Annotated in this window: 18 protein-coding genes; 12 read left to right on the forward strand and 6 right to left on the reverse strand. The window is 47.8% G+C overall.

All coding sequences use genetic code 11. The annotated features are described in order from the left end of the window. Positions 1-20: 20 nt before the first annotated feature. The 3 genes from nspC to BM184_RS02145 all read left to right on the forward strand — a co-directional run bounded on the left by nspC (position 21) and on the right by BM184_RS02145 (position 3,557). Complete coding sequence (gene nspC, locus BM184_RS02130; RefSeq protein WP_218150971.1) at positions 21-1,148, forward strand: carboxynorspermidine decarboxylase; 1,128 nt, start codon at positions 21-23, stop codon at positions 1,146-1,148. A 346-nt stretch (positions 1,149-1,494) separates the two neighbouring features. Beyond that, a complete protein-coding gene (locus BM184_RS02140; protein WP_086942359.1) occupies positions 1,495-2,673 on the forward strand; it encodes a CapA family protein in 1,179 nt (392 codons plus the stop codon). A 224-nt stretch (positions 2,674-2,897) separates the two neighbouring features. After that, positions 2,898-3,557: a tetratricopeptide repeat protein gene (locus tag BM184_RS02145; protein WP_086942360.1), complete on the forward strand. Its 660-nt coding sequence runs from the start codon at positions 2,898-2,900 to the stop codon at positions 3,555-3,557. Between the two features lie 82 nt (positions 3,558-3,639). Here BM184_RS02145 and BM184_RS02150 read toward each other — a convergent pair whose 3' ends face one another. Next, the gene (locus tag BM184_RS02150) at positions 3,640-4,263 is read right to left on the reverse strand and encodes an HAD family hydrolase (RefSeq protein WP_086942361.1); all 624 of its coding nucleotides are present in this window, start codon (positions 4,261-4,263) and stop codon (positions 3,640-3,642) included. A gap of 223 nt (positions 4,264-4,486) precedes the next feature. Between BM184_RS02150 and BM184_RS02155 the strand changes: the two genes are divergently transcribed. Both BM184_RS02155 and BM184_RS02160 read left to right on the forward strand, forming a co-directional pair. Further along, positions 4,487-5,611, forward strand: coding sequence for a carbohydrate kinase (locus BM184_RS02155; protein WP_086942362.1), 1,125 nt, complete (start codon positions 4,487-4,489; stop codon positions 5,609-5,611). Between the two features lie 221 nt (positions 5,612-5,832). Continuing rightward, the gene (locus tag BM184_RS02160; protein WP_086942363.1) at positions 5,833-6,246 is read left to right on the forward strand and encodes a universal stress protein; all 414 of its coding nucleotides are present in this window, start codon (positions 5,833-5,835) and stop codon (positions 6,244-6,246) included. Positions 6,247-6,323: 77 nt separating this feature from the next. On the opposite strand, the gene BM184_RS02165 is transcribed toward BM184_RS02160, so the two are convergent. After that, positions 6,324-9,383: an SbcC/MukB-like Walker B domain-containing protein gene (locus tag BM184_RS02165; RefSeq protein WP_086942364.1), complete on the reverse strand. Its 3,060-nt coding sequence runs from the start codon at positions 9,381-9,383 to the stop codon at positions 6,324-6,326. Beyond that, on the reverse strand, positions 9,384-10,514 hold the full coding sequence (locus BM184_RS02170; RefSeq protein ID WP_086942365.1) for an exonuclease SbcCD subunit D: 1,131 nt from the start codon (positions 10,512-10,514) through the stop codon (positions 9,384-9,386). Positions 10,515-10,734: 220 nt separating this feature from the next. On the opposite strand from BM184_RS02170, the gene BM184_RS02175 reads away from it, so the two are divergent. The 5 genes from BM184_RS02175 (at position 10,735) to BM184_RS02195 (ending at position 14,765) form a co-directional block, all read left to right on the forward strand. After that, positions 10,735-11,520: an SDR family oxidoreductase gene (locus BM184_RS02175; RefSeq protein WP_086942366.1), complete on the forward strand. Its 786-nt coding sequence runs from the start codon at positions 10,735-10,737 to the stop codon at positions 11,518-11,520. A gap of 40 nt (positions 11,521-11,560) precedes the next feature. Continuing rightward, the gene (locus tag BM184_RS02180) at positions 11,561-12,328 is read left to right on the forward strand and encodes a carbohydrate deacetylase (RefSeq protein WP_086942367.1); all 768 of its coding nucleotides are present in this window, start codon (positions 11,561-11,563) and stop codon (positions 12,326-12,328) included. A 193-nt stretch (positions 12,329-12,521) separates the two neighbouring features. After that, a complete protein-coding gene (locus BM184_RS02185; protein ID WP_086942368.1) occupies positions 12,522-13,175 on the forward strand; it encodes an ABC transporter ATP-binding protein in 654 nt (217 codons plus the stop codon). Position 13,176: 1 nt separating this feature from the next. Beyond that, positions 13,177-13,935 (forward strand): ABC transporter permease, encoded by a 759-nt coding sequence (locus BM184_RS02190; RefSeq protein WP_086942369.1) that lies wholly within the window; start codon positions 13,177-13,179, stop codon positions 13,933-13,935. 80 nt (positions 13,936-14,015) lie between these two features. Continuing rightward, the gene (locus BM184_RS02195; protein WP_177208506.1) at positions 14,016-14,765 is read left to right on the forward strand and encodes an acyl-[acyl-carrier-protein] thioesterase; all 750 of its coding nucleotides are present in this window, start codon (positions 14,016-14,018) and stop codon (positions 14,763-14,765) included. Positions 14,766-15,278: 513 nt separating this feature from the next. Here the strand turns inward: BM184_RS02195 and BM184_RS02200 are convergent. Beyond that, positions 15,279-16,913: an ABC-F family ATP-binding cassette domain-containing protein gene (locus BM184_RS02200; protein ID WP_086942371.1), complete on the reverse strand. Its 1,635-nt coding sequence runs from the start codon at positions 16,911-16,913 to the stop codon at positions 15,279-15,281. 299 nt (positions 16,914-17,212) lie between these two features. Between BM184_RS02200 and brnQ the strand changes: the two genes are divergently transcribed. Then, positions 17,213-18,559, forward strand: a complete 1,347-nt coding sequence (gene brnQ, locus BM184_RS02205; RefSeq protein ID WP_086942372.1) for a branched-chain amino acid transport system II carrier protein — start codon at positions 17,213-17,215, stop codon at positions 18,557-18,559. 62 nt (positions 18,560-18,621) lie between these two features. Here brnQ and BM184_RS02210 read toward each other — a convergent pair whose 3' ends face one another. Next, positions 18,622-20,763: an RNA degradosome polyphosphate kinase gene (locus BM184_RS02210; RefSeq protein ID WP_245830612.1), complete on the reverse strand. Its 2,142-nt coding sequence runs from the start codon at positions 20,761-20,763 to the stop codon at positions 18,622-18,624. 51 nt (positions 20,764-20,814) lie between these two features. Beyond that, positions 20,815-22,353 (reverse strand): Ppx/GppA family phosphatase, encoded by a 1,539-nt coding sequence (locus BM184_RS02215; protein WP_086942373.1) that lies wholly within the window; start codon positions 22,351-22,353, stop codon positions 20,815-20,817. A 300-nt stretch (positions 22,354-22,653) separates the two neighbouring features. Here BM184_RS02215 and BM184_RS02220 point away from each other — a divergent pair, with 300 nt between their 5' ends. Then, positions 22,654-23,853, forward strand: coding sequence for a 3D domain-containing protein (locus BM184_RS02220; protein ID WP_086942374.1), 1,200 nt, complete (start codon positions 22,654-22,656; stop codon positions 23,851-23,853). Positions 23,854-23,896: the final 43 nt, after the last annotated feature.

Consider the following 23,896-nt stretch of genomic DNA (forward strand, 5'->3'; position numbering starts at 1 on the left):
AGGAACGAATGGATACAACAATCGATTTTCAATCCTTGCCGACACCCAGCTATGTGGTGGATGAAACCTTATTGCGCCGCAATCTGGAAATCCTGAAATCGGTGAAGGATCAGACGGGCTGCAAGATTTTGTTGGCCCAGAAAGCCTTCTCGATGTATCACTTTTATCCGTTGATCGCCGAGTATCTGGACGGCACGACCGCCAGCTCTGTCCACGAGGCACAACTGGGTTTTGAGGAATTCGGCAAGGAGACGCATGTCTTTGCGCCGGCTTTCAAGAAGGAAGAAATGGAGGCGCTGCTCCCGATAGTGGATCACATCGTCTTCAATTCCCCTAACCAAGTGAGGCTGTATGCTGAAATGGTGAAAAACAGCGACCGACCGATCGAAATCGGGCTGCGCGTCAATCCGGAGCTGTCCACTCAGGACCATGCTCTTTATGACCCAGCCAGTCCGTTTTCCCGTCTGGGCACGACGGCCGTCAATTTCGATGAAAGCCAAGTCGAGCTGTTGGACGGTCTGCATTTCCACACCCTTTGCGAACAGGGTTCCGATGCCTTGGAAGCGACTTTGGTCGCATTCGAGGAGAAATTCGGAAAATACCTGCACGGCATGAAGTGGGTGAACTTCGGAGGCGGGCACCATATCACTAAAGAAGGCTATGATATCGCCAAATTGGTGAAAATCGTCAACTACATCAAAGAGAAATATGCTGTGCAAGTCTACCTTGAACCTGGCGAAGCGATCGCATTGAATGCGGGCTTTCTGGTTGCGAGTGTGCTTGAGACGACCTACAACCAGATGAATCTGGCCATTCTGGATACATCGGCGACTTGCCACATGCCTGACGTATTGGAAATGCCGTACCGTCCGTTCATCATCGGTTCCGGCGAAGCGGATGAGAAGGCGCACACGTACCGTTTGGGCGGACAGACTTGCTTGGCAGGGGACGTCATCGGGGATTATTCCTTCGATGAGCCGCTTCAGCCCGGCGACCGCTTGATCTTCACGGATATGGCTATCTATTCCATGGTGAAGAATACGACATTCAACGGCATCCAACTGCCGGCCATCGCGGCCCATACGGTCAAAGGCGGCACGAAAGTCATCAAAACCTTCGGATACGAAGATTTCAAATCACGACTATAGATTTTAATTAGGAGCTGTCTCTGATGAGGCAGCTTTTTTGCTGTTCTCCGGCGAGCAGCACTGGTCGGGGCGAATCGCTCCTCCGGCCAAGGGAAGCTTGACCGGAGGAGCGATCCCCATTCTGCTGGTCTCCTCCGATAGGCAGAAGTCTCCTCGAAGAAGAGACCAAATATTACCGGTCTGCTCCGGCGAAAGAAGCCTCGCCGGAGTTGCGGGGAAAAAATGCACGGACATTAAAAACAACAGTATGGCTGCGAAGAATTTGCCTCAAGTGACAAGGCCGATAGGGTCCGGTATAATCAAATTGTCGAATATTGCGCAGAACTCCTATTGAGAGGGGAATGACATGAGGAAAGAAATGTTAATTACGTCGTTGGCAGTACTGGGTTTATGGGGGTGCGCGGATGGTCCGGATGCGGTTTCTGAAGTTGTATCATTGAAAGCCGCTTCCGAACAAAATGATGAAGTTTCCGAAAATGAGGAGAAAAAAGTCATTTCTTTCATCGGAGTCGGGGACAACCTGATCCATGATTCCATCTTCCGGGATGCGGAACTAGCGGACGGCACCTATGATTTTAAACCTATCTACGAAAATGTGGCAGAGGACATCGAAGAAGCCGACATCGCTTTCCTTAACCAAGAGACAATCAGTGCCGGGGATGACTACGCCTATTCCGGCTATCCCGCGTTCAATACGCCTCCTGAAATCGCGCAGGATATGCACGATTTAGGCTTTGATTTGGTCAATGGCGCTACGAACCATGCCTTGGATTACGATTATCCCGGCGCCCTCAATTCCCTGGCGGTCTGGAATGAACAGAAGGATATCATCTACGCGGGCATTTATGAGAGTCAAGCGGACCGGGATGAAATCCGGACAATCAAAAGGGAAGGCGTCACGTTCTCTTTCTTGACCTATACCTACGGAACGAACGGCATCCAGCCCGACACCACTTATCGTGTCGCCTATTTTGATGAAGAGCAGATTCGCCAGGATGTCGCAAATGCCAAAACTGTCAGTGATGCCGTCATTGTTTCAGCGCACTGGGGTGACGAAAACACGCAGGAAGTCAATGAGATGCAGCGCACCTATGCACAACTGTTCGCCGATTTGGAGGTCGACGTCGTTATCGGGACGCATCCGCACATCCTGCAGCCGATCGAGTGGGTTACAGGAACGAATCAAAATCAAACCCTGGTAGTCTATTCACTCGGAAATTTCATCGCACATTCGCTGACGGATTACAACATGCTCGGCGGCATGGTCACTTTCGACTTTGTTGTTGCCGATGATGATACGGTGACAGTCGAAAATGTCCAATTCGAGCCTACCGTTTCGCATTATGTGGCGGATCCGGGAAATGTAGAGAACACAAGGCGCGATTTCAAAATCTATAAATTGGAAGACTACTCGGAACAGTTGGCCTCAGAGCATGGCTTGAACGGCTATGAAGGCCTGGAAATATCACCGGATAATTATCTATCATTCGCGAAGAATGTCATCCCCGCAGAAATGTTGGAGTAATCAAAGAAGTACAGTAAACGGTCCTTACTTATATTTGAGGTCTGAATTGTTCAAACAAAATTTCGGTTGGGAGTCTTTTGCCTGAAACCACGTGAATGTAAAGGCGCTCTTGCTTAGGGCGTCTTTTTTTGCTGCCGAAGTTATCCTTTGTGAAACCACCTGAATGATGTTAAGATGAGTTTGAAAGCGATGACAGTTTCTTTGTGATATAAGGGGGATGCGCTATGGATAAAGAAGTTCATCAACTGATCGAAATCGCTGAAATTGCGATGCAGGCGAACGACTATGCTCATGCTGAGAAAAAATACATCGATGCTTTATATTTATTGGATGATCCTGAATCGGAAGAATACCAAAAAGTCGTAAATAAGCTTGCGAAGTGCTATGCTGCGCAGGAAAATTTTGCTGGAGCTAAAGAATGTCTCGAGGAGCTGCTGTTTTATTCGAAAAAAAATAAAGACTTGGAGAAGGAAGCTGAGTATCTTCATGCTTTGGCGGTGAATACCCGTTCCATGGAAGAATACGACTTGGCGTCACTGATGTGTGAGGAAGAAATCACTTTTCGGCTGACACATTTTCCAGACGATTATTGCGGATTAGCGCGAAGTTATCATGAAGCAGCTGTGTTATCATTGCTGCAACGGAATCCGATGAAGGGCAAAATTAATCTGGACAAGGCGAAGCAGTATGCCGACAAATCCGAAGACGAGGAATGCCAAGCCGGCATCATGCGCGGGCTGGGCGATTATCATTTCACCCTCAATGAATTGGAAAGAGCCCGGGATTCCTATCTGGAAAGCCATGCCTTGTACATGAAAAATAAAAATGAAGAAGCTGCTGATGAATTGCTGACAAAGCTGAAGCGTGTTGAGGACGCAGGGTGAGCACTGCAATATAAGGCTTATTATCCCACAAATCCATTCTTCAAACGAAAAAAGCAACCCGTTTTCAGGTTGCTTTCATTTTCTATAAAATCGATAAGATATCCGAAGGTGTCTTGAAGATGTGATCCGCATCGAATCCTTCTGACGTATGCGATCCCCATTCCGCCAAACCGAAAGCGACTGCGGCATTGCGTGCGCACTGGTTGTCGTAAATGGAATCCCCGATGTAGATGGCTTCATTTTCGGAAACGCCTAATCTGCGCAAACATTCCGTCAAAGGTTGTCCGGAAGGCTTGTGTTCTTCGGTATCGCTTGATGTGATGATGACGTCAAAATAGTCATCCAAACCGTAGGGTGTGATGTTCAGCTCGTAACTCTCTTTTGTCTTGGAGGTGACAATGCCCAGCAGGTGATTGTTTTCCTTTAAATAGCGCAGCGTATCTTCCATCCCGGCAAAGATACTCACGCTGTCCGCATAAGTTTTCGACTGCGCACTCCACTTCGGATGCAGATCCGCAGCTTGTTCGGGTGTGAAGCCTAAAGATTGCAAGCCTTCCATGCCCGGTATGCCGAAAATCGTACGCATATCTTCTGGTGTGGCAGGTCGGCCGGCGTGTTCCTGAAGGACATCATCCAGACCTCTGAAGATCGAATCTTCGGTATCCACAATCGTACCGTCGACGTCAAAAATAAATGTATGAATCATATTAACAGCTCCCTTAAAATAGTCCATGTCATTATAACACAGCTTGGAATTGTAATAAAACTACCCTGACTGATGCAAAGGCATTAAAATAAGGTTACAATATGCCGTGTTCGTTTGGAAACTGGGTCCATTGGTTATATACTATACCTTTAGGAGCATGAAATGTTGCTAAAAGAATAATTTCGGCATTGCCGAGTTTTCATAAAGTAAGGGGAATTGAAACATGGCTTTAAACGAAAAAGAATCAAAAATACTGAGCTACATAAAGGAAAATCCTTTCATTTCGCAGCAAGATTTGGCTACAAAAATCGGCTTGTCGCGTCCCGCGGTGGCGAATATCATTTCCGGCTTGGTGAGACGGGGATACCTTTTGGGAAAAGCCTATGTCATCAATGACACGCGACCGATCGTCTGCATCGGCGCTGCCTGCATCGATCGCCGTTATTTTGTGGAAGGCGGTCTGGTTCATGGACAATCAAACAATGTCACTTCACAGACGTCAATCGGGGGTGTTGCGCTCAGTATTGCTGAGAATCTGGGAAGGCTGCAGGAAGATGTCGTTATGCTATCTTTAGTCGGTGACGATGCAGAATGGCATACAATCGAGGAATCCATGCGCCCATTGATGAAGACCTCCGAAGTGGAAATGGTCCCTGGTTTTTCGACCGGTACCTTTATGGAAGTCATCGATGAATCGGGTAAAATGATCATCGGACTAGCAGAAATGGATATCTATGAATACATGCAGCCGAAATGGTTGTTGAAACATCTGGCGACTTTGAAGCGGGCGAAGACGATCATAATCGATTCAAATTGTCCGAAAGAAAGCGTAGAGCACTTGCTTGAGATCGGTGCTAAGTACAATATCCCTGTCGTCCTGATTTGCGCATCCATGCTGAAGTTGTATAATATCCCGGAAAATCTGAAGGGATTGAAATTGCTGATCACGAAGCATGACGAAACCGAGAAACACTTCGGCATCGAAATCAAGGATGATGCATCCTTGCGGGAAGCTTTGCAGCTTTGGATGGATAAAGGGGTGCAGCATGTCATCATCACCAAAAACAGTCAAAGCGTCGGCTATGCCAGCGAAAAATACGGCATGCACGTATATGACCTGAAGAACAACGATAGTGACACCTATATCTGGGGAACGAACGAAGCGCTTTGTGCCGGTATCGTCTACTCCTACTTAAGGACGGATGATATTACGGAAATGATCCAGACCGGCTTGGTGAATGCAGTAATGTCATCAAAATCAGCCTATAAAGTCCGTCCGAACCTATCCCAAGCAGTTTTGCGCAAGGATGTCAAAGAAATTGGCAAGTTGGAAAGCAGAGAAATTTAGATGTATAAGAGCTTTCAACTGTTGTGAAAATCGGCAGTCGACCAAGGTGATTTTCATTGGAGTAACGAAATAACAAAAAAAGAGCCTGCCACCTGGGCTCTTTTTTGGTTTGTAAATTTATCAACCGAAGGGCGGCCAATCTTTTGTTTCTTCCGTAAGTATAGTAAAATAAGAGTAAGGAAAGCGTTTTCTGGTTGATTATTCCAAAGGAGTGAGTTTGAATGGTTCAGTATAAAAACATATTGATCCCAGTGGACGGATCGGAGGCTTCGATCAAGGCGTTCAAACAGGCGGTCCATATTGCTGAAAGGAACGATGCCGCGCTATATCTTGTTGCGATACTGGATAAACTGGACAATGCCGAAGAAGCCGCACAGCTGCAGAAGGATAAGGACTCTTTATTCGATGAATTTGACAGATATGCACGGGCAAATGGGGTCGCGGTGCACAAGGAAATGCGCACGGGCAATCCTAAGGAAATGATTGCGAAGACGCTGGTGGCAGAATGGAATTGTGATTTGATTGTAATGGGGGCGACCGGTAAGGGCACCATCGCAAAATTGGTGGTCGGATCGGTGACGAATCATGTCATCAAACATGCGCCGTGTGATGTATTAATTGTAAGGGAAAATTAATCAGACGCTTTTGAACAAACGAATCAGGAGACGCAAAAAAGTCCAGTTACGAAACCGTAGCTGGGCTTTCCTTTTTTCTACAATATAATTTTAGCGCAGCTTCCTTCTGCGGTGCGGTCGACTTCGATGTGGACAGGTATCCGCGTCTTCAGTTCTTCGACGTGCGAAATGATACCGACTAAACGGCCGCAACTGTTCAGGGAGAACAGCGCCTCGATTGCGGTATCCAATGATTCGGGATCCAGCGAGCCGAAGCCTTCATCGATGAACAGCGTATCGATCTGGATGCCTCCGCTGCGGCTTTGCATCACATCGCTGAGGCCAAGAGCAAGCGCAAGTGATGCCTTGAAGCTTTCACCACCCGATAACGTTTTGACGCTGCGGGTTTGGCCAGTGTAATGGTCGAATACATCCAGGTCCAGACCCTTGGCTCCAGAACCTTTTCCTTTATCTTCCTTCCGCAACAACAGGTAACGGTTGTTCGTCATCTGTTGGAAGCGAAGGTTGGCGGCTTCGATGATTTCTTCATAGTAGATCGCCAGCACATAGCGTTCGAAGGAAATGTAGTCGGTTTCCTTCGTGCCGTTGGCGATGTCCGACAAGGTCCTGTATTTCTGGTAATCGGCAATGATCTGCTGCTGCTTTTTGTAGATTGCAGCAATTTCTTGCGCCGCTTTTCTGAGCATTTGGATGTCGCCAGCGAGCTGATCTTTTTGCTCTTCCGACTCGCGGATGGCGTTGTCCAGAAGCACTTTTTGATCGGAGCAGGAGACAATGGTTTGATTTGGATCCAACGTTGCTGCGCTTATTCTTAAATCTTGCAAGCGAGTCAGGGTGACATTCAGATCGTCTTCATGACTGCGTATCCGTTTCTGGATTTCCAGACACAGTGACTTATCCAATATCAGCTGGTTGAAAGGTTCTTCCAGACCGGCAGCAGCCAGCACATTTGCGTATATAGTCTCAGTTTCCAGCAAAGCCGTTGTGGCTTCTTCGACTTGAGCCGCATAGGTGGTCCGGTTGGCAAGGCAGACTGCAATCCGTTTTTCGAGTTCAGTCAGCTCGCTGTTGAGCTTGTTGTATTCATTTGTGCAGGTCTCAATGTTTTCGTTGAGCTGCAGGATCTCTTTTTGCACGGTTGCGAGGTCCTTGTCGCCCAAAACTTGTTTTTCCTGTTCGATATCGGCCAGCAGGTCCCTGGAAAGAGTTTCGTTCAAATGCAATGTTTTCTGAAGCGCAAGACAGTTCTGGTCGATCTCCTGCAGATTCGCTTCGATGTTGTTTTGCTGCTTGATGAGGGCCTCTTCTTCGTCAATAACCTTCTGCTGAGCTGTCATCTCCAACAGCAGCGTTTTTTCTGACGCGATCTCGCGATCGCGTTTTGCTTTCTGTTCCTGTTTGTATATTTCGAAATTTTCAGCCGGGACAGCGAACTCATCGAAGAGATCGGCCAGTTGTTTTCGGATGCCGGAAAGTTGGGCAGTCGCTTGCTGGTAATCCGCATATACCTGATTCCGTTTTTTCTCCAGCTGCTCCCGGTCCTGATCGGAGAGGGTCTCCGCCGTTTTTTGCGCGGGTGCGGGATGGTCCGTTGAACCGCAGACAAGACAAGCCTCTCCGCCAACCAATTGTTCGGCTAAGATGCCGGCGATGTTGCGGTTGTATAGGAGGGTTTCGTCCTTGAACTGTTGATCGATCGCCCTGTATTCTTTTTCCAGGATCAGGAATCGCGCACCTTTTGCAAGTTGTTCATCCAGCAATTTTTGGGTTTGGACGATCCTTTTGTGGATCTGCTCGGATTGCAGCACATTCATTCTGCACGCACTCAATTGATCTTGAATGATGGCAACATCCTTTTGGGCTTGCTTCACCTCCGCAAGCTTCTGCCGGCAATGTTCCTGGTTTTCTTTTTGCGCTTGTTTTAGATCCGCATGTTTCTGAAGTTCTTGCCTGGCAGCGTCGCACGCTTTTTGGCAACCGGTCAGTTCTTTCTCTTTCTTCGCCAATGCGATCAGTTGTTTTTCCTGCTCCTTCACGGCGTCGACCTGCTCACGCAAGCCAGGGATCAGGGAAAATGCAAGCTCAGCTGCTTTGAACGCTGGCTTTTTAGCGCGTGAAGCCTGATTCAATTGTTCCAAGAGACCGTCATTGAGTTTGGCTTGTTCCTGCTTTACGTCCTTGTTGGTGGCTGCAGTGACGCACAGCAATCTTTTTTCCTCAGACTTGACGGCTTGTTCATGGCGTTCCAATTGCTCTTTCCATCCGGCAACAGAAGCTTCCTCCTCCTCAAGAACCTTCAGTCTGGCTTCCAGCTGAGAGATGTCTTCCAGCAATTTGATGGTATCGGAAGCGGATTGGCTTTGTGATCGCAAAGACGTGAGCTGCAGTTCTTTGGCGTTGCGCCCTTCTTCGAGCGCCGCCAACAGTTCCGCGGTCCGAACGAGGACGCGCTCGGTATCCTGTAATGTGAGTGCTTCCTGCAGGGAGTCATCGGAAATTCCTGAGGCAAAGGAGTAGGCGGTCTGCAGGGAATCCTGAGCGGAAGCCGCTTGGGTTTGGAGCGATTTGGCTTTTTCCTTCAGTTCCTCCTGGAAACTTTTCAGGATTTCGGTCCCGAAGATATTCCGGAAGATGGTCTCTTTTTCGTTGCTGTTCGATTCAAGCAGCTTCTTGAATTCCCCTTGCGGCAGCATGACGATCTGTTTGAACTGCTCATAGTTCAAGGAAAGCAACTGCTCTATTTCTGCATTGGCATCGCGCGCTTTCGTCGTCACGGTGTCGTCGTGATAAAAGGCGACATCAGCCAAAAGATTGATGATTTTCCCGCTCTTCCCGGGACCTGTCTGGGCAGGGGAGCGTCTGACGCGGTAAGCTTTTCCGTTGTATTCGAATTCCAAATCGACGTAGCAGACCGACTCTTCCGTTGCGAACTGCGATTTGAACGTATCCTTTTCCCGGCTGCTGCCGCTGGCGACATCGTAAAGTGCATAAGCGATGGCATCGAAAATCGTGGTTTTGCCTGCACCCGTAGGCCCGCTCACAAGAAACAACGTTTGGTTCTGGAATTGCGTGAAGTCCAATACGATTTTTTCTTTGTATGGCCCGAAGGCACATATTTCTAATCTTAAGGGTCTCATCTAATCCTTCCTTCCCAAAGCGGAAAAGATATCCGCAACGATTTTTTGACCGGATTCATCCAATTCCATGGCGCGGTATTGCTCATAAAAGTCCTTGAACAAGTCCGGGTACGATAGCTGTTGGAGATCCTCCCGGTTATGCTGCAGGGCCACTGATTCGGTTTCCCTCCGGCTGACGTACTCGAGGCCCATCGCTTGCGGATAGCGGCGTCGCAATTGGTTCATCGCATCCAGCACATATTCCGTATCCTCCAGTTCAAAGAACAGGTAATCGTCGGATTGGCCGTTCATCAACTCGGAAAACGTGCTCCTGATTGTGCGCATATCGCGCAAAGGCTTGATGCGTAGCGGTTCGATCTCGAGTTTTCCTTTTTCTATCGTTACGATAGTCGCCTGCTTTTGGTGTGGGGTTTCCGATTTGGAATACTTCAGGATCGAGCCGCTGTAGCGGACTTTGTCGTTTTTGACTTTCTGGGCCTTGTGCAGATGGCCCAAAGCGACGTAATCAAAGTCCTCGAACAGGGACACATCCACGTATTCGGAAGTGCCGATGCTGAGCGGACGTTCGGAATCGGATGGTTCGCTCGTGTCGTTTCCGGTCTGGATCACATAGCCGTGCGCTATCAGAATGTTCACTTCATCCGGGTTCATTGTTGCCTTGATGGTCGCCAACTGCGCCCGAACGGCATCCTCCATATTTTTGATGCTGTCGTCGTGTAGCGTTTCCCGGACATAGACATGATCCGCAAAGGGCAGCAGATAAAAATTGGTTCTCTGGAAGGCAACTTTGCGGACGACCTCTTTCATCGTCCCTTCTATATAGAGATGGCTGTCCGCCAGCAGATCGGCTGCGTATTCGATCCTTTCGTTGCTGTCGTGGTTGCCGGCGATGACGAACACGGGCACACCCAACTCCTTCACCATCCGGGTCAGTGTCCGGTTGGCCAGCGCCACCGCTTCTTTCGGCGGCAACGCGCGGTCGTAAAGGTCCCCGGCCATAATGATTGCTTCGATTTCTTTGTCTTTGAGTGTTTCAATCAGGTTCATCAAGTAATGGCGCTGATCGTCCAGCATGGAAAAATCATTGACGATTTTGCCGAGATGCCAATCAGCTGTATGCAGTATTCTCATGGGAAAGTCTCCTGTCGATCGGGTTAGTATTTGTAATAAAAAAGTTGTGGGTTTCTATTTGTTCAGATAAATAAGTTCATTTTACATTATAACAGATTCTCACACCGGAAATCAGGGACAATCGGCGGGCCGCGAGTGGAAATGCTAGTGACATCAGCGGTTTTGGGCTATAGTATAAGTAATGGGATTCAAAAAGTGAGCAGTTGAAGGAGGAACCGAAATGGATCTGGGGCTAAAGAATAAAGTGGCATTGGTCATCGCTTCGAGTCAAGGATTGGGCAAGGCGGTGGCGAAGGAACTCGTCAAAGAAGGTGCGCACGTCATGCTCACCAGCAGAAGCGAGGACAAATTGGCTGAGGCGAAAGAAGAGCTGGAAGCGTTGCATGCCGGAAAGGTCGCTTATTTCCCATGTGACATCACCAAAGTTGATGACATCCAGAAGCTGGTGGCAAGGACCCATGCAGTATTCGGGAAAATTGATATCTTGCTGAATAATGCAGGTGGTCCGCCAAGCGGAAAATTCGATTCCTTTTCCGATGAAGCATGGCAACAGGCGTTCGAATTGAATCTGCTGAGCTACATCCGGATCATCCGTGAAGTGCTGCCTGATCTTCGCAAAGAGGGCGGACGCATCGTCAATATCGCATCGATCTCTGTGAAGACTCCGTTGCCGAATCTGGTGCTTTCCAATACATTCCGGAATGGCATCGTCGGCTTGAGCAAGACGCTTGCCGATGAATTGGCGCCTGATAATATTCTGGTGAATGTCGTTGCGCCAGGGAAAATTGCAACCGATCGCCTGAAATATCTGAATGAAGCAAACGCCAAAGCGAAAGAGCTGACAGTTTCGGAAGTCGACAAAGCTTCGATTGCAGGTATTCCATTGGGCCGTTACGGTACACCGGAAGAATTCGCTAAAGCTGTCGTTTTCCTTCTTTCCGATGCGAATACGTATATCACCGGCAGCACACTTTATGTGGATGGTGGGGCAGTCAAAGCGATTTGAAGCCGAACCGTTTCATCCGAAACAGACAGGAGAATGACTTATGGGACAAGTAATCATCAACGCAGACGATTTTGGTCTCACAAATGGCGTGAACTATGGCATCATCGACAGTTTTTTGTACGGCATCACCACCTCGACGACCTTGCTGGCGAACGGAGCGGCATTCGATCATGCAGTGGAATTGGCATCGGATCATCCAGATCTGGAAATCGGGGTCCATCTGAATCTGACGCTCGGAAAGCCTTTATTGGCTGATGCGTCCACCATCAGTGCCGAAGGGCGCTTCCGCACCAGGGAATACGTGCAGCAACATGCGGCTTCGATGGATTTGGACGAAGTTTATGCGGAGTGGCATGCGCAGATCGAAAAGGTGCGGAAGGCAGGCATCAAACCAACGCATTTGGATTCGCATCACCATGTCCATATGTTGGAGCCGCTCAACAAAGTCATCCTGTCCTTGGCGATCCAGTACGAGCTGCCGATCCGGGATCACTTCGAGGGCAGCCATGGGGTGATGCATACGGACCGTCAATTCGACCTTGGTTTTGCGGCCGAAAAACCGCAGGCCGAATTGGGGATGGATGTGATGGAGAAATTGGATGACATCATGGCCGTCCTGGAAAAGCCGGATACCTCGGTAGAATTAATCGTCCATCCGGGCTATGTCGATGCCAGTCTGGAACGCGTGAGCAGTCTTCAGAAGGACCGGGCCTACATGGCTGAGTTCTTGATGCACTCCGATTTTGCGGATCGCATCCGTGAAGATGATGCCATCAATTTGATTTCGTACGCGGAGTTGGAAGAATGAGTATGAAAGGAAAGGCAGTCCCGGTAATGGGCTGTCTTTTTGTATTTATTACTAATTTATAATAATTATCATTAACCGCAAAGCGGAAAACAGTGATAGAATAGAGGGATGAAGCATAGTCGAGCTTAACAATGACCTTTGGATGCCGAAACCGTTTCGGCTGCATATTGAATGATAAAGGAGTAATTTAAAAATGGCATTATTGGAAATGGAAAACTTGAGTTTTGTCTCGGATGGCAAAGTCATTCTGGATGACATCACCTATTCGTTGGAGGAAGGCGAGTTTCTCTCGATAACCGGTCCATCCGGAAGCGGGAAGAGCACATTATTGAAGATCATTGCGACCATTCTTTCGCGTACCGAAGGGGAAATACGCTACCAAGGGAAATCGCTGGATGAATATGAACCTACCGAATACCGCAAGGAGGTTTCCTACACATTCCAGACACCTGTTTTGTTCGGAAAAACCGTCCGCGATAATTTGGCTTTTCCTTACGAAATCCGCAAAGAGGAATTTGATGAAAAGAAAGCAGTCGCATATTTGGAATCGGTCGGGCTGCCGAAGGAATATCTGAATAAAGAAATCAACACCTTGTCGGGTGGAGAAAAACAGCGTGTCGCCTTGATACGCAACGTCCTTTTCCAACCAAAAATCCTCTTGCTCGATGAAGTGACGAGCGCCTTGGATGAAGCGAATCGCCAGATCATCTGGAAATGGCTCCAGGAAATGCGGAATCATTCCGATATGACGATCATTATGGTCAGTCATAACGAGGAAGAGTCCAGCTTGGCGGATAAGAACATCCATATCGTTGCAGGGAAAATCGTGAAAGAGGAGGCAAAATAATATGGATCTACAAGTCAGTCCAATCACGCTCATGTTGAGCTTTTCGTTAGTAATGGTGGGAGTCTACATCTCGTACAAGGAAAAATTAGGAACGGCCAAAGATATCTTGTACAGCATTGCCAGAGCCATTGTGCAGTTGATCGCGGTCGGGTACGTATTGACCTATCTGTTCAATGTGAATAACACAATCGTCACTTTGGCGATGGTTGCGGTCATCGTCTTCAATGCATCATGGAATGCCCACAAACGCAGCAGCAGCATCCCCAATTCTTTGAAGATTTCGCTCATCGCCATCTCTGCTTCAGCGATTTTGACGTTATCCATTTTGGTCCTGTCCGGGTCCGTCAAATTTATCCCTTCACAGATTGTGCCGATCACCGGCATGATAGCCGGGAATGCGATGACGACGATCGGCTTGTGTTACCGTAACCTGAATTCCTTGTTCCGCGATCAGCGCCAACAGATTCTGGAAAAACTGTCTCTCGGTGCGACTCCGAATCAAGCCTCGCGCACCATCTTAAGGGAGACGATCAAATCTGGCATGCAGCCATCCTTGGATTCCGCCAAAACAGTGGGAATCGTCTCCTTGCCGGGCATGATGTCGGGTCTGATGTTTGCCGGCACCGTACCGATGACGGCCATCATGTATCAGATTATGGTGACTTTCATGTTGGTGGCGGCGACAAGCATTTCCTCCTACATCGCCTCTTTCTTAGCATACCGAGAATTCTACAACGACAGACAGCAACTGCGCGTCTGACGCTTCTCAGTTTTTCGGTTGGTCCGCCCTGAAAAGTATGGTATCCTTTCTATTATAAAATTGATTTTGGAGGGAAAACGTTGAGCGGATTAATCTATCGCAGAACCCATCGCATCAAAGGTTATGAATGCGACATCACCGGTGAGATCACCTTGCCTTCGCTCGTGAACCTGATGATGGATCTGTCGGGCCAACAAAGCGATTCACTCGGGAACACGAATGACCAGATGTCCGAAAGAGGACTCAGTTGGATCATCGTGCAATACGACATGCAGATCGAACGCATGCCGCACCAAGGCGAAGAAATCATTCTGGAAACGGAAGCGATGAGCTATAACCGCTTCTTCACCTATCGCCGCTTCCGGGCTTATGATGAAAGTGAACAATTGTGTGTGGAAGTCATGACGAACTTCGTCATGATGGACATCGAGACCCGTAAGATGGTCCAGATCCAAAAAGACTTGCTGGCCGTTTATCAGGCTGATGAAATCCGGACGATGGTGCGCATGCAGAAACCGATCCAACTGGAGCCGGATAACCGCAAGGAACAGGATTTCCGCGTCAGATACCTGGATATCGACTACAATCGCCATGTCAACAACGCGAAATATTTCGATTGGATCATCAACACGATCGACCCGAAATTCATCATGGATCACCAGATGGCTGCCGTTACGATCAAGTACGAAAAAGAAGTCGAATACGGCAACAGCATCACCAGCGTCATGTCGACAAAAGAAGCGGAGAACGGCGAAATCATCACCGCGCACCGCATCCTGAACGGCGAAGACCTAGCCTGCGAAGCCCACATAATCTGGAAAAAAGTATAGAAAAGCGGAACGGGTTCGTTCAGCCCTGATTAAGGAAACACTGTGACCTAATCGGTCAAGTACTCTGATGTCACAGTGCGACATCAGAGGGCCTCACTGCGCGACCGGTTGGATGGCCTTATGACAGGATTAAGCGATTGAAATCGCAAGAGTCATGACAATTTAGGAAATCTGGCCTTGCAACGTTCCCTACGGTCACCTTGTACTGGGAGTCTAAGGGATGAATCCCTAAGAGTCCCATGCAAATGAGCATCGTAGAGCGCAATTGCTGAGAGACTTCCTGCGTCAGCAGGTTAGTCGAATAGTATCCTTGGCTCGGTAGAGACAAGGGGTTCCTTTATCCCTTTTCAGAAGGGCTAACCCGTGAAGCTAGCCAACGTTTTGGGATGCATGGAATATTTTGCACCCCTGTAAAACACCAGAGGTGAGGCACTTTTGGAATTGAAATATTCTATTAAACAAAAAGAGGAACAACCCGAATGCTCGGTTTGTTCCTCTTTTTTTCGTGCTGGTTTAAGCTTGTTCTTTATAAAGTGCGTTGATTCTTGCTTGCACATCTTTATCTGCCAAGAAGTCTTCGTAGGTTGTTTCCATTCTGTCAACAACGCCGTTTGGAGTCAATTCGATGATACGGTTCGCAGTAGTGTTGATGAACTCGTAATCGTGTGAAGTGAACAACAATGCGCCTTTGAAGGCGATCATGCCGTCATTCAATGCTGTGATGGATTCAAGATCCAAGTGGTTCGTCGGGTCATCCAGCACCAGGACGTTTGCTTTGGAAAGCATCATTTTCGATAGGATGATACGTACTTTTTCTCCCCCGGATAGGACAGAGACTTTCTTCATGACGTCTTCACCTGAGAACAGCATGCGGCCCAAGAAGCTGCGCAAGAAGGTATTGTCGTCTTCTTCTTTGCCTGCGAATTGGCGCAACCATTCCAAAATGGTGATGTCGGCAACCGGGAATTCGTTCGTGTGGTCCTTCGGCAAGTAGCTTTGGGAAGTTGTGACGCCCCATTTGAAAGTACCGCCATCAGCTTCCATTTCACCCATCAGAATCTTGAAGAGGGTGGAAGTAGCAATATCTTTGCGGCTTGTGAATGCCACTTTGTCGCCTTTGTTCAACGCAAAGCTGATGTTGTCCAAAATTTTGACGCCATCGATTGTTTTGGAGATGTTCGAAACCATCAATAAGTCATTTCCGATTTCGCGTTCCGGAGTGAAGCCGACGAAAGGATATTTACGGGATGATGGTTGAATATCATCCAAGGTGATTTTATCCAACGTCTTTTTACGGGATGTTGCTTGTTTGGATTTCGATGCATTTGCACTGAATCGCGCAATGAAGTCCTGCAATTCCTTGATCTGCTCTTCTTTTTTCGCATTGGAATCAGCGGCCAATTTAGCAGCCAACTGACTGGATTGCATCCAGAAGTCGTAGTTTCCGACATACAGTTTGATTTTTCCGAAGTCAACGTCACACATATGCGTACAAACCGTATTCAGGAAGTGACGGTCATGAGAAACAACGATGACGGTATTAGGGAAGTTGATCAGGAACTCGGATAACCATTCGATTGACTCTTTGTCCAAACCGTTTGTCGGCTCGTCCAACAGCAATACGTCCGGTTTGCCGAATAAGGCTTGCGCCAGCAAAACTTTAACTTTTTGCGGCTCCAAAAGGTCACTCATCTGCTTGTAGTGCAATTCTTCACCGATTCCTAAACCTTGCAACAGACTTGCAGCATCGGATTCGGCTTCCCATCCATCCAATTCAGCAAATTCGCCTTCAAGTTCGCCGGCTCTGATGCCGTCTTCTTCAGTGAAATCAGTTTTTGCATAGATGGCGTTTTTCTCGGCCATGATTTCATAAAGGCGTTTATGCCCCATGATTACAGTGTCCAATACTTGATGTTCTTCGAAACCATAGTGGTTCTGGTTCAGTACAGCTAGACGTTCATTTGGATCTAAAATGATATCGCCGGTTGTGGGCTGGATGACACCTGATAAAATCTTCAAGAAAGTAGATTTTCCAGCTCCGTTTGCACCGATGACGCCATAGCAGTTACCAGGAGTGAACTTTAGGTTAACATTGTCAAACAACTTGCGATCGGAAAATTGTAGGCTGACATTTGATACGGTAATCATTTTTTTACATTCCTCAATTCTTGTTTATAGTCAATTAATTCTAGCATATTCCTGAAAAAATAAAAGGATTTTAACACGGTGTTTACAAAAAACGAGTGAGATTGTGTCTTTGTTGGCAATCGTTTGTTGCAGATTGTTGTAATGTTGCCATTAATTTTGGATGACAGTCATAGATTACCGGACAGTTGACAAAATGAGAAATTGGTAAGTTTTTCTGGGTTAGCGCTCCCAATTATAGTAACAGGGGAAACGCCATGATAGAATGAACAAAATTGAAACAGAAAGTTGGCTGGTACTTAATGGATAAGAAATTATCGAATAAAGAATATATATACATCGGCTCCATGTTGTTCGGCTTATTTTTCGGTGCCGGCAATCTGATTTTCCCGGTCCATATGGGGCAATTGGCTGGGCAAAATTTGTTGCCGGCAATATTAGGGTTTATCGTGACGGCAGTGGGGTTGCCGTTTCTGGGCATCGTGGCGATGGGGCTGTCCGGTAAAGAAAGCCTGCTGGAAATGGCGAGCAAGGTCCATCCGAAATACGGCGTTTTCTTCACAGCGGCACTCTACCTTACGATCGGGCCATTCTTTGCGACGCCGCGTACCGCGACCGTCTCGTTCGAGGCAGCCTTTGCGCCTTATTTGGATCCTTCAATGACAAAAATGACGCTGTTCCTGTTCTCGTTGCTTTTCTTCGCAGCGGTCTTATGGTTCTCCCTGAAGCCATCGGAAATATTGAAATGGGTAGGCAAGGTTCTGAATCCGATCTTCCTCGTTTTTCTTTCGATCCTGATCCTCTTCGGATTTTTCGCGCCGATGGGTACTGCGAGTGAAATACCAGTGGATGCGAGCTATCAGACAGGCGCATTCTTCAAAGGCTTTTTGGAAGGGTACAACACGATGGATGCATTGGCTTCCTTGGCTTTCGGCATCATCGTTGTGACGACGATCCAAGGATTGGGCGTCACAAAGACAACGACCATCGCCAAAGACACGATAAAATCCGGAACGATCAGCATGTTGTTGATGGCTGTCATTTACGGTTCGCTGGTTTACTTGGGCGCAACGAGCCGCGGCATCTTTGAAATCAGCGACAACGGCGGCATCGCCTTGGCGCAAATCTCGAACGAGTACTTCGGCATCTTCGGAGCTGTCCTGTTTGCGGTCATCATCACCGTTGCCTGTCTGAAAACAGCAATCGGGTTGATAACGGCCATCAGCGAAACATTCGTCCACATGTTTCCGGGCTCATTGGACTACAAAAAGTACGTCTATCTGTTTACCGCCATTTCCTTCGGTTTGGCGAATCTGGGCTTGAGTCAGATCATCGCGTTCTCGATCCCAGTGTTGATGTTCCTTTACCCATTGTCGATCACTTTGATATTGCTGTCGATCATGAGCAGCCAGTTCAATGACCGGACGATTGTCTACCAGATGACGACCTTGTTCACCTTGCCATTCGCAACCGTGGATTTCCTGAAAGCTTTGCCGCAAGGAATCAAGGATGCTGTCGGCCTGAACGGTGTCATCGCCTGGACCGATTCAGCGATCCCTTTATCCGACATCGGAATGGGTTGGCTGATTCCGTCGCTGATCGGTTTTGCAATCGGCTTGGCGGTTTCAAAATACAATAAATTAGCCTAAGAACGGCAACAAAAGAAGAAGGTCAGGAGCACGCAACTCTTGGCCTTCTTCTTTTGTTGCCGTTATTTCTTGAACCTGCGTTGGATTTTTTTCAACCAGGAATCTTTTTCAGAGAGTGTCGGGATTTCTTTTTCCTTGTTCGCCAACTCCATGAAATATTTTTGTGCATCCACCTTGGGATTATCGTTCCGGACATAGCGATAGGTCCCGTCCGGATGCAGTTCGCGTGCTTTTGTATTGTCTGCCAGGTAGACATCCATCAGCGAAAGGATTTCTTTCTTGATGGCTTTGTCCAGAATCGGAAATTCTATCTCGACGCGTTTGATCATGTTGCGGGTCATCATGTCCGCGGAAGACAGGAAAAGATTTTCATCACCGTTATGATGGAAATAGTAGACTCGGCTATGCTCCAGGAAGCGGCCGACGATGCTGCGGACATGGATGTTTTCGCTCACGCCGGGTACTTGGGGCTTCAGGCCACAGATGCCGCGGATGATCAGATCCACCCGGACGCCGGCTTGACTGGCTTCGTACAGTTTCATGATGACGCGCTTGTCGGTCAAGGAGTTCATTTTTGCGATGATATGCCCGTTCCCGAATTGTTTATGCGAGGCGATTTCATCGTCGATGTATTCAATGAACGAATCACGGATTTCGAAAGGCGAAACATGCAAGTGATTGTACTCCGGTTGGTCAGAATAGCCGCTCAAGTAGTTGAAGAAGTTTGTGGCATCCTCTCCGATTTCCTTGTTTGCGGTGAAGATGGCCATGTCCGTATAAAGTCTGGCGGTCTTATCGTTGTAATTGCCGGTAGCCAAATGGACATAACGGATGATACTGTTATTTTGTTTTTTTACGACCATCGTGATTTTGCTGTGGGTCTTCAAATGGGTCATCCCGTAAAGGACATGGGCACCGGCTTCTTCCAATTCTTTCGCCCATTGCACATTGTTCTCTTCGTCGAAACGGGCTTTCAGCTCGACAAGCACAGTGACTTGTTTGCCGGATTCGGCTGCAGTCTTCAAACCTTCGATGATCGGTGAATCTTTGCTGACCCGGTAAAGGGTCTGTTTGATGGCGATCGTATCTTCATCCTCAGCGGCGCTCTTGATGAAATCGACGACCGGATCGAACGAGTCATAGGGATGATGCAGGAAGACATCCTGATTTTCAACCACATCAAAGATGTTTTTTCCGGACAGATCACTTGGTATGACCGGTGAGAAGCTAGGGTATACGTCATCCGGCGAAGCAACCGCCAGATGACGGGTCAAATTGCTGAGAAAAGTAAGATCCAACGGGCCATCGATCATATAGACATCGCGATCCTCGAGATCCAATTCGGTCTGCAAAAAGCGCACGTCTCCCTGCAGGGTTTCGATCGTATCGCGTGTGTCGACTTCAAGGCGGACAGCCATACCATTTTTGCGCTTCTTAAGGTAATCCTGGATGACCACAAGCAGATCATCCGCTCCATCCTCATGCAATTCCAAATCCGCATTGCGGGTGATCCGGCAACTGAAGCTGTTCGTGACAGTGAAACCTTTGAATAAGGTATGGATGAAATGGCGCACAACATCCTCCAACAGTACGATGCCGATGTCGTTTTTGTCCTCATCCAACAAAATGAACCGTTGCAACGGAGCTGGAACAGGCACAATCGCAACCCGGGTCGTATCCTTCTTTTCCAAATTGACAAAAATGTGGATCAATTTGTTGTTCAAGTTAGGGAAGGGCCGATATGCATCGATCCCGAGAGGCGTCAATGCGGGGAAAATCTGCTCGTCGAAGGTTTCTTCTATAACAGCCAGTTCGCTTTCGGAAAGATCGCTGATTTTTTTTATGCGGATATTCTTTTCGGCCAATTTATTCAGAAGTTCATAATAGTACTTGTATTGCACAGCGATATTCTCGCTGTTTTTCTTGGAGATGGCAGACAACTGTTCAATGGGGCTCATATCGGTTTTGCTGTCCGTGATATGATAGCCGAGTTTGAACTGGTCCTGTAACCCGGCAACCCGAACCATGTAGAATTCATCAAGATTGGAACTTGCTATGGATAAAAAGTTCAGCTGTTCAAGCAAAGGGTTCTGAGGATCTTTCGCTTCCTCGAGGACACGCTTGTTGAAGTCCAGCCAACTCAACTCTCGATTGAAATAATAATCTGCATGAGCAAGATTGGGTTTACTATCTGATTCCATCATATGACACATCCGTTCATTCGATTTATAAGCTTTATTTATAGCACATATTTGTTAAATTTCTGTAAATATAATGTTAAGTTTACCGCTCAGCAAACGCTCGATATGTTTGCGTTGGCGCTCGGCACGATACTCTTCGGCAAGAATGTCACCTTTATAATATAGCACCAGGTTGTGACCATTTTTTGTCTTATTGATTTTGATGTCTTGGATGACTTCCATATGGGAGTCGTTGATGGCGTCAGCAAACTTGATGATGCCGCCCAGTGATTGCAGTTGATCGATCTGAGTCACAGTGTACCAATCCGTAAAGCCCAACAGGTACTGGTTGACGAGCGACCGGTTTTTGAAGCTGGCCAATAAAGCGATGCTTACCCGTTCCTTGTGGCTGATACCATCCAAGTCGCTGTTGGAGATGATGTAGAAAGTATGCTGCGAACTGGCGCCTGTCTCGACGAATTGCCCAAGGTAATAAAGGTAGCTTCCGAAATGCAAAAGTTTCTCCATTTCCGGGTTCTTTTCAAAAATCCCCAATCTGCACAATTCCTCATACAGCATATCGACCAACTTCACCCTTTGTTGCGCGACATGCGCCAGCGTGTGGTAGCTGGCGGCGATCCTGCTGACCGATTGAGCCGCTATGTTGAAAACGCTGAAGGCTTTGTTTTCGTACTTGTTGTTTAGATATTCCATCACGATGCCTTCGCGCAAGCCTTTATTGCTGAACAAAAACACAGGGGCCTTCACCTCATCGAAGAGGGTATTGAACACCACGTTCGCCGGTATGATCAAATCGGTGCGGTCTCGGCTCAGCCCATCGAGGTTCTGCAGCTGCGGGATGCTCAATGACTGGAACAAATCCAATGTCCGTTGGAGGTCGTTTTTGTACATGCGGTACCCATGCACGCCCGCTAACCGATAATTGACTTGGCGTTGGTGGACATTCGCGATGCTGCGGGCAGAACCGCCCATGGCTACGATCGGCACTTGTTTCTTGCTGAGCCATTTGATTGATTTGAACTGATCCTTCACAAATTCCTGCATCTTCTTAATCGCTTTCGGGTCATTGTGTTCTTTGCCGTCAAAGAACATCTGCTTCAAAGTCACGACCCCAAACGGGAAACTATGGTATTGCTGGAGCTCTTTGTTCTCATAGTAAGTGACTTCCGTGCTGCCGCCGCCGATGTCGATCGTGATGCCGCTAGGAAATTGGGTCGTATGCAGAACGGCATAATTCCCATAAAAGGCTTCTTTTTCTTCCGGCAACAACAGCATTTCGATGCCGGTTTTCTTGCGTACTTGCGCGATGATGTCATCGCGGTTGGTGGACTGGCGGATAGCGGCTGTCGCTACCGGCATCAGAACGCTGACTTGATACTGGTCAGCGACAGATTTGAAACTTTTCAGGACTTTGATGAGTACGTCAATCCCTGTTTGGGACATCTTTTTCTTTTTGTCCAAATATTGAAACAGGCGTGCGGGGGTCTTGATATTCTGGACTTGAAACATCGTGAAGTGTTCATCGATTTCAAAGATGACCAAACGGATCGTGTTGGATCCGATATCGATTAAACCTATTCTCTCTAGTAACATGAATGTCTCCTTCTGAATCCCGGATCGTCCAAGATTCCTCACTTTCCATTTTACTGGAATTCGGCAAATTTGTCATAAAATTATCTTTTTCTGATGCCGGTTTTAGATAACCAAAACAGAGTTCTGTTACAGAGAGGAAACTTATGTTACGGATAAGTTACAAAACAGCGCATTAAAAGGCGGAATATGACTTGAACGAATCATTTGATACGTAACAGTAAAAGGAATGCAACCCTTCGTTAAGGGAATTTCGATATAATAAAGGAGCATTTTCCAACGAGAAAAGAGAGGCGTGAGATTTTGAATCATAAAAAGCGTATAGGGAAACTGATGTTGGCCGGCTTGGCAGCAAGTCTGACCCTTTCCATTACACAAGTTCAAGGTTCCACCTTAGATACTTTAACCCAAGAAGAAAAACAGACGGAAGCTCAAATCGCTTCTGTGGAAGTGACAATCGGTGAAACATTAGCGTCAATCAACCTGAAACAAATGGGGATCGATGACCTGAAGGCGCAGATTACTGCTGCAGAAGAGAGCCAAATCGAGACAAGAGCAGCTATCGAAGCGCAAAAAGAAGTGATCGCTTCGCGGAAAGAACAACTGAAAACACGGCTCGTTGCCTTGCAGACTTCGGATGCAACGACGAACCAAATTTTGATGTTGCTGGATTCCGAAAATTTTGCCGATTTCATCAGCAGAGCGTATGTAGTCGGCCAATTGCAGGCTGCCGACAATGAACAGATTGAAACTGCCATTTCGGAAGAGGAGAAACTGACAGCATTGGAAGAGCAATTGGCTGAGGAAATCCAGACAGTCAAGGCTGCTGAAAGCCGTCTGAAATCCGAGTCCACTGCATTGGCGGCAGAGTTGACTAGTCTGAAGGGCATTCTGTCCGACAATCAAACAGTGTTGTCGCAAGTGAAGACCGAGTACGCGGATGAAGCTGCCCGTCTGGCTGCCGAAGAGGCTCAAGCCAAAGCTGATGCCGCTGCAGCCGCAGCAAAAGCAGCGGAAGAGCAACAAATTGCGGAGTCGAGCAGTGCCGTTGCCGAATCTGCATCGTCTACAGCGTCAGCGTCCGTGCAAGAGAGCGCAGTCGCATCATCCGCAACAGCACCTGTAAGCCAAATCACCGACAGTTCGGTTGCATCAGTTGAAACCGCGCCTGCCGTGACCATTACTACTCCGGCTGTGACGGAAACACCGGCTGCGCAGGGCAAAACATTGGTCGTGTCGGCAACAGCCTATTCGCGCCACGAAGCGGGCCTATCCAACTTTACCGCTACAGGCATCGACTTGTCGGTCAATCCGATGGTCATTGCAGTTGATCCTTCCGTGATTCCATTAGGAAGCCTGGTCAGTGTACCGGGCTACGGCATCGCGATTGCCGGCGATACAGGTGGAGCGATCGTAGGGAACAAAATCGACTTGCACATGGAAGACCTGAACGCCGCACTTTCTTTCGGCAGACAGACTTTGACGATCACCATCCTGCAATAAAAATAAAGAATCGGGCTATCTCACGAAAAAATTGAGACAGCCC

The organism is Trichococcus pasteurii, from assembly GCF_900112935.1.
GTDB classification, from domain to species: Bacteria; Bacillota; Bacilli; order Lactobacillales; family Aerococcaceae; genus Trichococcus; species Trichococcus pasteurii.

Coding starts and splice junctions, on each gene's coding strand:
- BM184_RS02140 (WP_086942359.1), top strand. CDS start 1,495: ATGAGGAAAGAAATGTTAATTACGTCGTTGGCAGTACTGGGTTTATGG.
- BM184_RS02145 (WP_086942360.1), top strand. CDS start 2,898: ATGGATAAAGAAGTTCATCAACTGATCGAAATCGCTGAAATTGCGATG.
- BM184_RS02150 (WP_086942361.1), bottom strand. CDS start 4,263: ATGATTCATACATTTATTTTTGACGTCGACGGTACGATTGTGGATACC.
- BM184_RS02155 (WP_086942362.1), top strand. CDS start 4,487: ATGGCTTTAAACGAAAAAGAATCAAAAATACTGAGCTACATAAAGGAA.
- BM184_RS02160 (WP_086942363.1), top strand. CDS start 5,833: ATGGTTCAGTATAAAAACATATTGATCCCAGTGGACGGATCGGAGGCT.
- BM184_RS02165 (WP_086942364.1), bottom strand. CDS start 9,383: ATGAGACCCTTAAGATTAGAAATATGTGCCTTCGGGCCATACAAAGAA.
- BM184_RS02170 (WP_086942365.1), bottom strand. CDS start 10,514: ATGAGAATACTGCATACAGCTGATTGGCATCTCGGCAAAATCGTCAAT.
- BM184_RS02175 (WP_086942366.1), top strand. CDS start 10,735: ATGGATCTGGGGCTAAAGAATAAAGTGGCATTGGTCATCGCTTCGAGT.
- BM184_RS02180 (WP_086942367.1), top strand. CDS start 11,561: ATGGGACAAGTAATCATCAACGCAGACGATTTTGGTCTCACAAATGGC.
- BM184_RS02185 (WP_086942368.1), top strand. CDS start 12,522: ATGGCATTATTGGAAATGGAAAACTTGAGTTTTGTCTCGGATGGCAAA.
- BM184_RS02190 (WP_086942369.1), top strand. CDS start 13,177: ATGGATCTACAAGTCAGTCCAATCACGCTCATGTTGAGCTTTTCGTTA.
- BM184_RS02200 (WP_086942371.1), bottom strand. CDS start 16,913: ATGATTACCGTATCAAATGTCAGCCTACAATTTTCCGATCGCAAGTTG.
- brnQ (WP_086942372.1), top strand. CDS start 17,213: ATGGATAAGAAATTATCGAATAAAGAATATATATACATCGGCTCCATG.
- BM184_RS02210 (WP_245830612.1), bottom strand. CDS start 20,763: ATGATGGAATCAGATAGTAAACCCAATCTTGCTCATGCAGATTATTAT.
- BM184_RS02215 (WP_086942373.1), bottom strand. CDS start 22,353: ATGTTACTAGAGAGAATAGGTTTAATCGATATCGGATCCAACACGATC.